Source organism: Novipirellula sp. (assembly GCF_041583735.1).
Taxonomy (GTDB): Bacteria; Planctomycetota; Planctomycetia; order Pirellulales; family Pirellulaceae; genus Novipirellula.
In genome coordinates this window covers 1-12584 of the sequence record NZ_JBFHFD010000223.1, presented here as the reverse complement: position 1 = coordinate 12584, position 12584 = coordinate 1, and the positions used below count along the sequence as shown (strand labels likewise).

11 protein-coding genes are annotated in these 12584 nt (G+C 54.4%); 10 read left to right on the top strand and 1 reads right to left on the bottom strand.

Annotated features, from left to right (window positions below):
• The first annotated feature begins 181 nt into the window (after positions 1 to 181).
• Genes ABX962_RS17295 through ABX962_RS17280 form a run of 4 tightly spaced genes read left to right on the top strand, consistent with a single transcriptional unit; the run spans position 182 to position 3816 of the window.
• Complete coding sequence (locus tag ABX962_RS17295; RefSeq protein WP_372721288.1) at positions 182 to 1231, top strand: FAD/NAD(P)-binding protein; 1050 nt, start codon at positions 182 to 184, stop codon at positions 1229 to 1231.
• The gene (locus ABX962_RS17290; RefSeq protein WP_372721287.1) at positions 1228 to 2043 is read left to right on the top strand and encodes an oxidoreductase; all 816 of its coding nucleotides are present in this window, start codon (positions 1228 to 1230) and stop codon (positions 2041 to 2043) included. The genes ABX962_RS17295 and ABX962_RS17290 overlap by 4 nt, the downstream gene beginning before the upstream one ends.
• Positions 2040 to 3335: a Ni/Fe hydrogenase subunit alpha gene (locus ABX962_RS17285; protein WP_372721286.1), complete on the top strand. Its 1296-nt coding sequence runs from the start codon at positions 2040 to 2042 to the stop codon at positions 3333 to 3335. Before ABX962_RS17290 ends, ABX962_RS17285 begins: the two co-directional genes overlap by 4 nt.
• On the top strand, positions 3319 to 3816 hold the full coding sequence (locus tag ABX962_RS17280; protein WP_372721285.1) for a hypothetical protein: 498 nt from the start codon (positions 3319 to 3321) through the stop codon (positions 3814 to 3816). The genes ABX962_RS17285 and ABX962_RS17280 overlap by 17 nt, the downstream gene beginning before the upstream one ends.
• A 185-nt stretch (positions 3817 to 4001) precedes the next feature.
• Here ABX962_RS17280 and ABX962_RS17275 read toward each other — a convergent pair whose 3' ends face one another.
• On the bottom strand, positions 4002 to 4430 hold the full coding sequence (locus tag ABX962_RS17275; RefSeq protein ID WP_372721284.1) for a universal stress protein: 429 nt from the start codon (positions 4428 to 4430) through the stop codon (positions 4002 to 4004).
• Positions 4431 to 4756: 326 nt separating this feature from the next.
• Here ABX962_RS17275 and ABX962_RS17270 point away from each other — a divergent pair, with 326 nt between their 5' ends.
• The 6 genes from ABX962_RS17270 to ABX962_RS17245 form a co-directional block, all read left to right on the top strand.
• Positions 4757 to 6388: a hypothetical protein gene (locus ABX962_RS17270; RefSeq protein ID WP_372721283.1), complete on the top strand. Its 1632-nt coding sequence runs from the start codon at positions 4757 to 4759 to the stop codon at positions 6386 to 6388.
• Positions 6389 to 6491: 103 nt separating this feature from the next.
• On the top strand, positions 6492 to 7958 hold the full coding sequence (gene cls, locus ABX962_RS17265) for a cardiolipin synthase (RefSeq protein WP_372721282.1): 1467 nt from the start codon (positions 6492 to 6494) through the stop codon (positions 7956 to 7958).
• A gap of 168 nt (positions 7959 to 8126) precedes the next feature.
• On the top strand, positions 8127 to 9128 hold the full coding sequence (locus ABX962_RS17260; RefSeq protein ID WP_372721281.1) for a hypothetical protein: 1002 nt from the start codon (positions 8127 to 8129) through the stop codon (positions 9126 to 9128).
• 122 nt (positions 9129 to 9250) lie between these two features.
• The gene (locus tag ABX962_RS17255; RefSeq protein WP_372721280.1) at positions 9251 to 10297 is read left to right on the top strand and encodes a dihydroorotate dehydrogenase-like protein; all 1047 of its coding nucleotides are present in this window, start codon (positions 9251 to 9253) and stop codon (positions 10295 to 10297) included.
• Positions 10298 to 10320: 23 nt separating this feature from the next.
• Positions 10321 to 11220, top strand: a complete 900-nt coding sequence (locus tag ABX962_RS17250) for a universal stress protein (protein ID WP_372721279.1) — start codon at positions 10321 to 10323, stop codon at positions 11218 to 11220.
• Positions 11221 to 11269: 49 nt separating this feature from the next.
• The coding region (locus tag ABX962_RS17245) for a bifunctional aminoglycoside phosphotransferase/ATP-binding protein (protein ID WP_372721278.1) at positions 11270 to 12584 on the top strand (1315 nt) is incomplete at its 3' end.

Sequence of the window (12584 nt, the reverse complement as noted above, 5' to 3'; positions counted from 1 at the left end):
TTGGCCGTCTCGGCGGCGATTCTTGATAAAAATCATGGGCACATGGAAGTCGAGAGCCAACTTGGGGTGGGGACGACCTTTGCCGTTCACTTGCCCCGGCATTTTCGCTCCTAAATGCTCCTGGCTGCACACTTGTGATGAGCACGACAGCACGCCTGAGCCAATCGATTAGCCCAATCTGATGAGATCGATGTCGCCGCGTTGGTTTGGCATCGCAGATGCAGTAACGTGGGTGCCAACCGTGGCATCGACTCGATTGACATCCGCCCGATCCGACGAGTCAACGCATCGAAACGATTCGATAAAAGGACGACGGATGAGCGAACCGGGGGCTGACGACGTGTCTGCGATCAACCGACAAGCCAAGGCTGTCACTCAGGTTCGGGTTCCGGGAAACTGCGGCAATCCATGGCAAGTCGATGCGGCGGTGGTGACTGAGATTCGTGACGAGACGCCTGGGGTGGCGACGTTTCGGTTCGCCTGGGCAGACAACAACGTGACTTCGCGAGTCGCGGCGCAGCCAGGCCAATTCAACATGCTGTATATGCCGGGTGTCGGCGAGGTGGCCATCTCGGTTAGCGATGATCAAATCCGAGCGGACCAAGTCGTTCACACCATTCGCGAGGTTGGCAATGTGACCGGCGCGATGTTTCGCTTGGCGGTAGGCGATACGATCGGAGTCCGAGGCCCGTTTGGCTCCGCTTGGCCGCTGGATCAATGTGCCGGTCACGATGTCGTGCTGGTTTGTGGAGGCATTGGGCTCGCCCCGATGCGAACGTTGGTGCATGAGTTGGTTCGTCGCCGAGATCAATTCGGAGAAGTGGATTTATTGATCGGCGCACGCACCCCATCGGATTTACTCTACCAAGACGAATATTCGCAGTGGAATTCACAAGGCATCCACGTGCACACCACCGTGGACCGTGCCACCGCGATATGGAGCGGCAACATCGGCGTCGTGATCCTGTTACTGGAGCGTTTGAAACTGCGTGATCCGGCGCAAACCTTGCTGATGACATGCGGGCCCGAGGTAATGATGAAGTACACGATTCAAACTGGGATCTCGCGAGGTTTGACGAATGACCATATCTGGTTATCGCTCGAACGCAATATGAACTGTGCCGTGGGCACCTGCGGCCATTGTCAATTTGGACCTCATTTTCTGTGCAAAGACGGACCGATACTGCGATTTGATCAGGTGCAGGCATTGATGGAGGTGACGGATCTATGAGTCACTTGCCTAGCACCGAGAAGAAACGTTTGGGGGTGTTCAAGTTTGCCTCGTGTGACGGATGCCAACTTTCACTACTAAGCTGCGAAGACGAATTGCTCGCGTTGGCCGTGAAGGTCGAGATTGCTCATTTTTTAGAGGCGAGTAGTGCTACGTTGCCGGGGCCTTTTGACTTGGCACTCGTTGAGGGTTCGATTTCGACCGGCGAAGACATCCAACGGATTCGCGAGATTCGCCGTCAATCGCGATCGTTGGTGACGATCGGTGCGTGCGCGACGTCGGGCGGCATCCAGTCGCTGCGAAATTGGGCCGATCACGACGAATACCTCCGTTATGTTTATCCGCATCCCGACTACATCGATTCGCTCGCCACCAGCACCGCGATCAGCGATCACGTTACGGTCGAATTTGAATTGCGTGGTTGTCCGGTCGATAAATATCAATTGCTCGAGGTGGTGATGGCCTTCATCCACGGTCGCCGCCCCCATATCCCCTCGCACAGTGTTTGTTTGGAGTGTAAACGCCGCGGTACGATTTGTATCGCAGTGACCGAAGGCAAACCATGCCTTGGCCCGATCACGCAAGCAGGGTGTGGCGCGATTTGCCCCGCGTACCACCGAGCATGTTATGGGTGTTTCGGTCCCTGTGCTCAAGCCAATCCGGCATCCTTGTCCGAGCATTATCTTGCCGACGGAACGACGCCACTGCAGATGATTCATCAGCTACGAAACGTGAACGCAGCGTCACGGTTGTTTCAAATCGAGAGCAATCGTATCGAAGCGAAACCTTCATCGGCGAGTGCCCACGAATGAGCCGTGAACGCAAAATCATTGTCAATGCTTTGACCCGCGTCGAAGGGGAAGGAGCATTGCATATTCGGCTCGATGGCGACGAAGTCGAAGAGGTGCGATTGTCGATCTACGAGCCGCCTCGCTTTTTCGAAGCCTTGTTACGAGGACGATCGATCGAGGAGGTGCCGGACATCACGGCGCGGATTTGTGGGATCTGTCCCGTTGCGTATCAAATGAGCTCGGTGCATGCCTTGGAATCGGCCTTGAAGATCACCGTGACTCCTGAAATCAGGGCGTTGCGGCGATTGTTGTACTGCGGCGAATGGATTGAAAGTCATGCTTTGCACGTCTTCTTGCTCAGTGCACCCGATTTTTTCGGATGTGCCAGTGGGATTGAGTTGGCAAAACAGTTTCCACAGCAAATCAACGATGGGCTGCGTGTCCGAAAAGTCGGGAATTCTCTTTTAGAAATCCTTGGTGGTCGGGCGATTCATCCGGTGAATGTTCGCGTTGGTGGCTTTCATCGGATGCCATCCCGCGAGGAATTGACCCCGTTGCTGTCCGAATTGGATTGGGCACTCGCAGCGGCGATCGAGTTGGCCGATTGGGTTGCGGGGTTCCCGTTTCCAACCTTCGACGCGACATGTGAACTGATCGCGATGCATCATCCCGATGAATACTCGATGAACCAAGGACGGATCGCCTCGACCCAATTTCCGACTTTAGATATCGACGAATACGAGCAACATTTTTCCGAAGACCAAGTGGCTCACAGTACGGCGCTGCAATCGACGCGGCGCGGTCACCTATCGCCCTATTTGTTAGGACCGCTGGCTCGTGTCGCACTGAATCGAGATCAATTGTCGCCTCAGGCGTTCGCATTAGCCGAGAAGATCTGTCCCGCATCCGTCACTGAAAATCGCTTTGCCTCCATTCTGGCTCGCATGATCGAAATCGTCAGCTGCTTGGAGGAATCGATCGCGGCGATCCAGCGTTACGAAACCGCCAGTCAAGCGTTTGTTCCCTACGTGACTCAATCCGGTTTTGGATGTGCTGCCACCGAGGCTCCCCGTGGGTTGCTTTATCACCATTATGAAATCAACGACGAGGGGCGGGTGTCCGGCGCGAAGATTGTGCCTCCGACATCACAGAACCAACGGCAGATCGAATTTGATTTGCGTGGGTATCTGCCGCAATTGATCCGCGAATCGGATCAGACGATTGCCAATGAATGCGAAAAACTGATTCGCACCTATGATCCATGCATCAGTTGTTCTTCTCACTTTTTAACGGTCCATGTCGTACGCCACTAACCACAATCGTTTGCAGAGTACCGAACCGCGCCGCCAAGTGGTGTTGGGGCTAGGCAGTTCGCATGGTGATGATCAATTTGGTTGGACCGTCATCGATGAACTGATGCAGGAGGGCGAAAATGACTCGCTTCGCAAAATCCGCAATCCCATCGACATCTTTGCATGGCTCGATGCGGACGCCGACATTCACATCGTCGATGCCGTGGTGGGATTGCCCGTCGATGTTTCGCTGTGGCGACTCGATTTTGCCAACCCGGATCATCGTGCTCAAATCCGGGCGATCCCGACCCATGGGACTCACAATCTTGATCTGTACGAGGTGTTGATGATTGCAGAATCGCTCGGAAAGTCGACCGATCAAGTCGTGCTGTGGTTAGGACGAGCCGAGACGATCGAGCCGATTCAATCGATCAGCCCGATCACTCAAGTCGCGGTCGGTGTGTGCAGCACGGTGCTCAGACACAGGTTACAACGGAGCTAGAAACGTTCCGTTATGGTGAACCGACGGCGCTAGCCCAATGCGATCCACAGCCCAATGCGATCCACTTTGGGTCGCGGAGCCCGTCCGGTTGCGGCGAGTGAAACGATCGAAATTTACCGGGCGGACCCCGCGCCGCACCGCTACAAAAGCCTCCCGTTTAGTGCGATCGTAGGCGGCATCGGAAACTAGCTCCGCAGCACCAACACAGGGCAATGGGCAAGGCGGACGACACGTTCGGCAACCGAGCCGAGCAGGATGTGTTTGACAAAACCATAACCGTGCGAGGGAATCACGATCAAATCCGCTTTTTCGCTCTCCGCGAACTGCGTGATCTCGCGGCCTGCATCCCCGACCACGGCATGGATTGTGATCGCAGCCCCTTTGGCGTCGGGCAACCGTTCGCGAAGACTGTTTTTTACATGTTCGATTCGCGACTTGTCCGTGACCGTGCCGTACAGGTTACCGTACTCCATTGCCGGCAACGTCGGCAGCACGTGAATCACGTCGACCGAGCCTCCTTCGTCAACGATCTGCAGCGCCCTGTCGACGGCATCCAATGACAAGTCACTGAAATCGACCGGCGCGACGATCCGTTTTGCTTTTAATCCCGACATGTTGTGGGCTCCATGATGTGCAATGGAAAGGGAATGGGAACGCCGAACGATGATTGCAATCTCGACGAATCGGCGTGATGAAGTATTTGCAAACGTATTTGCAAACGCTGGGCCGAGGCAAAATGCTCCGATTCTCGCGGACCTCATAAGGCGAAGCGCGACAAATAAAACCCTTTCCAGCCACAACGCGTGACGATCTGCACAGATAAAGACCACTCTGCGACTTAATTTGGTTCCGCACACCCCTAAAAAGGAGAAGGAACATTCTTTGCTTGGATTCCCGAAGCTCCATCCCGCTTCGAGGTTTTTGCCAGAGGTAAGGTTCGATGATCCGATTGACCCATGTGATCGCGTTAGCAATGTGTTTCCTGCCCGCTGCCGTGAGCTCGGCGGAGGACCCCCGTAGCGACATTGTTCAACAGGTGCGATTCGATGTGTTTGTCCGCAGTGATCATCAATCAACGAAGCGCGTTTTGGACTACGTCGAATCGTTAAAGCGGCGAGTGAGCGGGTTAGATATTCGCGTTTACGATCTAATTAAAGATCGCAGCCAACTTCCCTACCTTGTTGAAATTAGCAAAGCGGCCGGACGACCGCAGCCGGTGTTACCCGCCTTTCACTGCTGTCAACGTACTTATTTCGGTTTTGTCACCGAAGACCGCAGCGGCCCCGAGATTGAATCGCTGTTTACGGCGGATGTTTACACCCGAGCGACCTGTTCCCGCTGTCAGAAGCTGAAGGCATTTCTGCCGAGTTTACAAAAACGGTGGCCGGCAATCCGATTTCGTATCTATGAAGTGGACGATGATTCGAGTGCTCGTGGTCGCTGGGAAGCGTTGTGTCGTGGCAGCGGCGTGCCGCCGGGTTTACCTACGATTGATTTTGCCCGCCGCGTGATCATTGGTTATCAAGGGGATGATGTCACGGGGGCTCAACTCGAATCGCTGATCCAGCAGGTTTCGGGCGCTTCAGCATCACGTCCCAAACCAGAGGATCATTCGCGTTGGCGCTCGCAGCAACATCCCGTCGTCAGCTTGGTTTCGACCACACAGCGGCCCGCGATGACCATCCGCCCGCTACTGGCACAGCAGTCCTTGGGCGATGCCGAGACGCTCGATGAACTAGGGCTGCCAGGCGAGGCTGATGTTTCCGAGGTCGGCGAAATCGAGATCGAGCCTGAGATCCTCGGCAGCGAAGCGATCGAGGAGGCGATTGAGGTTCCATTTTGGGGGCGATTACAAGTCGACGAGTTAGGTCTGCCGCTGTTCACGTTGGTGATAGGACTGATTGATGGTTTCAATCCATGCGCGATGTGGATCTTGGTTTTTTTGTTGTCCGTGTTGGTGAACATTAAAGATCGCAAAAAAATTGTGATCATCGCGGGGACCTTTGTGGTGGTAAGCGGGTTGGCCTACTTTGCGTTTATGGCAGCATGGTTGAACTTGTTCATTTTGGTTGGCATCATACGTCCGGTGCAGATCGTCTTGGGCGGATTGGCGTTATTCATTGGAGGCGTCAATGTGAAAGATTTTTTTGCATTCAAGAAAGGGATCTCCTTATCGATTCCTGAGCGTCACAAGCCGGGGCTGTATCGACGTGTCCGTGAAATTGTGGCCGCCAAATACCTCACGGTGGCTTTAAGCGGTGCCGTCGCCTTGGCGGTGATCGTGAATATGATCGAATTGCTCTGTACCGCCGGATTGCCCGCTTTATACACGCAAATTTTAATGCTACAGAATCTTCCGGCTTGGGGAAATTACCTGTATCTCGCGCTGTACATCGTCGCCTACATGTTTGACGATGCTCTGCTGGTGGCGATCGTGGTCACCACACTGTCGCATCGCAAATTACAAGAACGCGAAGGTCGATGGCTGAAACTGATCAGCGGAGTGGTGATACTATTGCTCGGATTGGTTATGCTTTTTCGCCCACAGTGGTTGCAGCTTAGTGCCGTTTGACGTCACTTCGGGGGATCGCGACTGCTAAAAAACAAAGAGGCAAGAGCAACGGATTCTGACCGACGCTGCGTTGGGCGTTCATCTCGGTGTAGAATCAGCGATCATGCAGATCTTCGATTCCCTTTCCCAGCAATCTTGGTTTATCACATTCATTCCACCCTTGGTGGTGTTGATTGAATTGTTGGCCATCTTCTCGGCGTTTCACGCGTTGCGGCATGTTCGTACGTCGCAGGCGGCGGTGGCCTGGGTGATTGGACTGGTGACGATTCCGTTTCTTGTCTTGCCGATGTACTGGGTTTTCGCGCGGCATCGTTTCGAGGGATACCGGGAAGCGATTCGCGCCGTCGGCGAGCGGCATGTGCAATCGGTCGCCTCGGTGCGTCGTGAACTTGTCACTGATGCCAATGTTCGTACTACCACCCTAGATACGTCGCTTGAGTACTTGGCAGACGTCTTGGACACACCGCTGTGTGACGGCAACGCGTTTGATTTGTTGATTGATGGATCCGCGTTTTTTGAATCGCTGCTGCAGCGGATCGATGCATCCGAACACTATGTGTATTTAGAGTTCTACATTCTTCGCGATGACAAGATCGGAAACCAACTCGCCGACGCGTTGTTGCGGTGTGTCAAGCGGGGTGTGGTCGTGCGGTTGTTGTACGACGAAGTGGGATGTCTGCGATTGCCAGGTCGATATATCAAGCGTTTGGTCGCTGCGGGCGTCGATGTACGCGCTTTTAATACGCGGCAGGGGTTTGTGAATCGATTCCAAATCAATTTTCGTAACCACCGCAAATTGGTCGTGATTGATGGCGTGACCGCGTGGGTGGGAGGATTGAACGTTGGCGACGAGTACCTTGGTGAGAACTCCAAAAACCTACGCTGGCGAGACACCGCGGTTGCGATACGAGGCAGTTTGGCTCGCAAGGTCCAAGCGGTATTCGCAGGCGACTACTATTGGGCTGCTCGCACCGATTTGCCCGAAGCGATCTGGCACAGCGAGCCTAATATTTCATCACGCTCCGGACTCGCCGCGGTTTGTGCGACTGGCCCCGCCGATCAACGGCCCCGCGCAACGATGATGTTTGCGTCTGCCGCCGCTACGGCAAAACACCGCTTATGGATCAGCACTCCGTATCTCGTTCCCGATGATGCTCTGATCGTGGCGTTGTCGATGGCCCGCGCCCGCGGCGTCGATGTTCGCGTTCTGATTCCCTCGATAGCCGACCAATGGGCCGTCTTTTTGGCGGGCTACTACTACGAACAACAATTGGCCGAATTCGGAATTCCGGTTTACCGTTATCCTGAGGGGTTTCTACATCAGAAATGTGTCCTGGTTGATGACGACTTAGTGTTGATCGGTTCGACCAATTTTGACAACCGATCGCTGTACTTGAATTTTGAGTTGATGGTTGCGATCGCGGAACCCAAGCTGATCGCCGACGTCGCGGAGATGTTGGAGCAGGACTTCGCCGAATCGACTCTCAGCAACGCATCGGGCGAATCGCTGCGTCCCCTCTTCGCACGCATGGGGACCGCCATCGCGCGTTTGTTTAGCCCGGTGCTGTGAACCTGTTCCGCTCACCATCTCGATCGCCTTGCCCTTTCGCCGCGAACGCGATTGAGTGTCGAACTGTCGCAGCGAATCACAACGTGACGGCCCATTGTTTGCACCCTATTTCGAGTGCTCGGTAACCCACCGAAACTCTCTTCTCTTCTTCGAATAGGTTGCATTTCAATGACTACGAAAACTTCGGTCCAACCTCTCCTCACTGATCGGATTCGTGATGCGGTCCAACAAGCGATTCAAGCGCCCTCGAATCACAACACGCAGCCCTGGTTATTTCGAATACGCAATGACGGGGTCGAGCTGATTGCCGATAAACGAAGAGCGTGTCCCGTTGTCGACCCTGACGATCGAGAGTTGTATATCAGTTGCGGTGCGGCACTGTACCAACTGCGACTCGCATTGAAGGCAGACGGGTTGGCGACTTTGGTAACGATTTTGCCATCCCGTTCGGATCCCGATTTAGTGGCGCGGGTGCTCGTCGCCGGTTCCCACATTCCGTCCAGTGATGAACAGACTCTGGTGGATGCCATCTCCCAACGTCGAACCAATCGGTTCCCGTTTGAGTCTCGCCAGGTCGATCCTGGATTGCAGGTGGAATGGATGAGCGATGTTCGATCCGAACATGCTTGGATCCACTACTTTCAAACGGACCAGCAGAAACATGCGGTCGCGGATCTCATTTCCGAGGGGGATCGGCTTCAGGCCAGTGATCGGCATTTCCGTCGCGAGCTTGCCAAGTGGGTCCACTCGAATCAAAGTTCGCGTCGCGATGGGCTTCCCGGCTATACGCATGGGGTCAGCGATTTTGCATCAAACTTTGATAGCTTTCTTGTTCGCACGTTTGATTGGGGCGATGGAAAAGCGGCAAAAGATCGTCAACTCGCCGAGGGATCGCCGTTGTTGGCCGTGATTGGGACCCACACCGACACGATGGCCGATTGGATTGCCAGTGGGCAAGCGCTTGCCAAAATGTTGTTGCGAGCGGCGTCGTGGTCAGTCGATGCATCGTTTTTGAACCAGCCGATCGAAGTCGAGACGCTGCGAAAGAGACTGATGGATTTGACGGGAAATGAGGGAGTACCACAAATCTTGTTGCGATTGGGATACGGAAGCGAAGTCAAGCCGACACCGCGACGCCCGCTGGACGAAGTCATTGTTGAGCAAGATTGAGCGGAGGGGCGATCGGAGACCTTCGGTTCTTGGAACGGAAGGTCTCCGGCACGACGTTTGCCTCGTCCTTCAGGTGATGGGATGGAGTCCACACTTTCTACTCTTTTCGGGATTGGCCAATCATGGCGTCGGAACTTACCTGCTGTTATTTGGGGATGGAACTTAATTCACCGGTGATCGTCGGGTCTTGTCCGCTCACGATGGACCTGGAAACGGTACGACAATTGGTCGATGCGGGGGCCGGGGCGATCGTCTTGCCATCGATGTTACAAGAGCAAATTGTGCACGCTCAATTGATGCAAACCAGATCCGAGCATGCGATCGAGCGTAGCGGATACCAACCTCAACAAGACAAATACAACGGTGGCACCAAGCGATATTTGAAGACGATCGAAGCGTTGAGCGCCCGCGAATCAGTTCCCATCATCGCCAGTATGGATGGGATCGGCGACGGGGATTGGATTGACTATGCAAAAGAAATCGAGGCGAGTGGAGCCAATGCATTGGAGTTCAATTGGCATCCCACGATCTCGAGTCCCAATGAGTCGGCCGAGGAGATTGAGGAGCGGGTGTGCGTAATCGTACGTCGATTGTGTGCAACTGTGTCAATTCCGGTCGCTGTGAAATTGAGTCAACGCTATACAAACTTGGCTTTGATGGCTCACAAATTACAAAATGCGGGGGCAGATGGCGTGATTTTGTTCACTCATCTGCCTCAGTGGGATGTTTCGGTCGACCGGATGCACTGGACGATCCGTTGGGAATTATCTCCGATCCATTCGCTCGGAGTGATTCTCGAGGGAATTGTACGAACCCGGGCTGGAGAGATCGACCTTCAAATTGCAGCGAGCGGTGGGGTGCGTACTGCCGAGGATGCGATCAAGACCATGATCGCCGGCGCAGATGTGGTGATGGTGACGTCCGAAGTCTACCGCGAAGGGCCTGATGCGATTCGCAACATCGTTCAAGGCATTTCAAAATTCTTGGATACCGGACCCTACGAATCACTTGCCGATTTTCTGCATTCCCGACCTAGCGTCAAATTGGGGCCCGAGCATCTGATGAGGTTGCAGTTTACGGATCCTCTGACTCGCTCGGAACACTATTTTGATCCGACACCGGTCGTGGCAAGCGAAACCGGTGATGTGTTCGGACATAAACACTCGTGAATCCCAATTGCGGAGATGTTCTGATGAAAAAGATTCTGTTGGCGACTGATGGCTCACCTCACGCCGAGGACGCGACTTGGTTCTTGGCTCATTTGCCGCACGGGGACAAAGTCGAGATCACGGTGTTGTCGGTGCTGCATGTGCCCACCGCCGGTAGCGTGACCGGCTTGGGCGATTGGGTCGACACGATTATGGAGCGTGAGCGTCAACGCGCCATCGACACCTTTGCCAAGATTGAATTGATGTTCGACGGCGCTAACGTGAAATTGAAACATGTCATCGAAGAGGGGCACGTCAGCGAGAGCATTGTTTCGGTTGCCAAACAGCAAAAGTCCGACTTTGTTGTTCTCGGGGCGCGTGGCCATTCGCAAGTCGAACGGTTGATGTTGGGCAGCACGAGCGACTACGTTGCCACGCATGCGAATTGCAGCGTTTTGGTGGTCCGGCCCACGGGGATCCGCCGGGCCAAACATCCGATCCGAATCGCGATCGCGTATGAAGAAACGGGCTCAGCCGAAGCGGCACTCGGAGAGCTCGCCGAGGTTCGCTGGGGGGCGGAGCCCGATCTGCGGGTCGTGTCCGCCTTGTTCGCCGGAGGCATCGACGAATCCGAAAGACGCAAATCGACCGAGCGTGCCGCTGACAAAGCAGCCGATCGGTTGCGCAGCACCGCGGCTCACGTTCGTGTCGAATCGATTGTGCACGATCACATCGGCGAAGGGTTGGTCCGTTATCTCGAAGAAAACGAGTGTGACATCGTGGTCGTGGGGGAGACACCTCGCACGCGATTGGGCCGAGTTTTGATGGGAAGCACATCGCGTTTCGTTTTGCGGCACGCGCCCTGCAGCGTTTGGATTACCCGAAATCGAATGCTTCAGGGGTTTCCCAAAAAGATGCCGCACGCGGAAACGGCGTCGACATAAACTCCTGCGTCACCCGTTTGCCGCATGCTCGTAACCCTGACCTGGATCCATGGCCGCTACCGATGTGAATTTGGTCGAATCGTTGCATCATCGCGATGCGTTTCCCGACTCCAGTGCGGCGGTTGAATTTCACGAGACCCACATTTCATGGGTCTTTCTTGTGGGGGACTACGCATACAAAATCAAAAAACCAGTCAAAACGGAGTTTCTTGATTACAGCACACTCGAAAAACGCGAACGTTTGTGTCGGGAAGAACTACGGTTGGACAGCCGATTTGCTGACGACTTGTACTTGGATGTCGTGCCAATTTGTATCGTCGATGGGAAGCCCCGGGTGGAGAGCAAAGGGGAGCCTGTGGAATATGCCGTCAAAATGCGTCGCTTCCCCAGCGATGCTTTGCTGAGTGAGCGGCTCAAAGCAGGAAGATTGACATTGCATGAGGTGTCGCAATTAAGTGAGTCCATTGCCGATTTTCATCAGTCCGCCGCACGCTGTGAACATGACGATGCAATGAGTTGGCCTGGTTTCGTGTTTGCCAATATGAGATCGATGCTGCGGCAATTAAAACAAGCCTGCTCCGCTCAAACGGTGACCACAATTTACGCGATCGAGCAATGGTCCGAATCGGTGATCCGTGACGATGGAAATCAATTCACTCAGCGCGCCGAAGATGGGTTTATTCGCGAATGCCATGGTGATTTGCATCTGGAAAACGTCGTGAATTGGCGGGGCCGATTCATTCCTTTCGACGGGATCGAATTCAACCCGCGGATGCGATGGATCGATGTGATGAGCGACGCTGCATTTTTGATGATGGATTTTGCGGCTCGCGGGCACCTCGAACTCGGTCGCAGTTTCGCGAATCATTACCTCCAGCGGACAGGTGATTATGACTCGCTGCGTACCCTTCGCTGGTATGTTGTTTACCGGGCGATTGTTCGCGGCTTGGTCGCATCGATCCGCGCTGGACAGTCCGCTTCGTCGCCAGCGGAACGCGACGAAGCAAAAGCGGATTGCCGTAACCATATTGCTCTGGCTCACCAATTTACAACCCAGGAATCGCCTACGCTGTGGATCACTCACGGTGTGAGCGGCAGCGGTAAAACTACCCAAAGCGAACGCATTGTTCAGCAATACGACTGCTTCCGGGTTCGTAGTGATGTCGAACGCAAACGCATGTTTGGGATGCAGTCAACGGATCGTTCATCGCAGAGTGATCTATATAGCGACAAATCTACTGCGGGGACCTACGAACAATTGCAATGTCTCGCACAGAAGATTTTGCGAGCGGGTTATTCCGTGATCGTGGATGCTACGTTCCTCCAGCAATCACAACGATCGCGATTTCGAGAGTTGGCAACTC

Coding starts and splice junctions, on each gene's coding strand:
- ABX962_RS17295 (WP_372721288.1), top strand. CDS start 182: ATGAGATCGATGTCGCCGCGTTGGTTTGGCATCGCAGATGCAGTAACG.
- ABX962_RS17290 (WP_372721287.1), top strand. CDS start 1,228: ATGAGTCACTTGCCTAGCACCGAGAAGAAACGTTTGGGGGTGTTCAAG.
- ABX962_RS17285 (WP_372721286.1), top strand. CDS start 2,040: ATGAGCCGTGAACGCAAAATCATTGTCAATGCTTTGACCCGCGTCGAA.
- ABX962_RS17280 (WP_372721285.1), top strand. CDS start 3,319: ATGTCGTACGCCACTAACCACAATCGTTTGCAGAGTACCGAACCGCGC.
- ABX962_RS17275 (WP_372721284.1), bottom strand. CDS start 4,430: ATGTCGGGATTAAAAGCAAAACGGATCGTCGCGCCGGTCGATTTCAGT.
- ABX962_RS17270 (WP_372721283.1), top strand. CDS start 4,757: ATGATCCGATTGACCCATGTGATCGCGTTAGCAATGTGTTTCCTGCCC.
- cls (WP_372721282.1), top strand. CDS start 6,492: ATGCAGATCTTCGATTCCCTTTCCCAGCAATCTTGGTTTATCACATTC.
- ABX962_RS17260 (WP_372721281.1), top strand. CDS start 8,127: ATGACTACGAAAACTTCGGTCCAACCTCTCCTCACTGATCGGATTCGT.
- ABX962_RS17255 (WP_372721280.1), top strand. CDS start 9,251: ATGGCGTCGGAACTTACCTGCTGTTATTTGGGGATGGAACTTAATTCA.
- ABX962_RS17250 (WP_372721279.1), top strand. CDS start 10,321: ATGAAAAAGATTCTGTTGGCGACTGATGGCTCACCTCACGCCGAGGAC.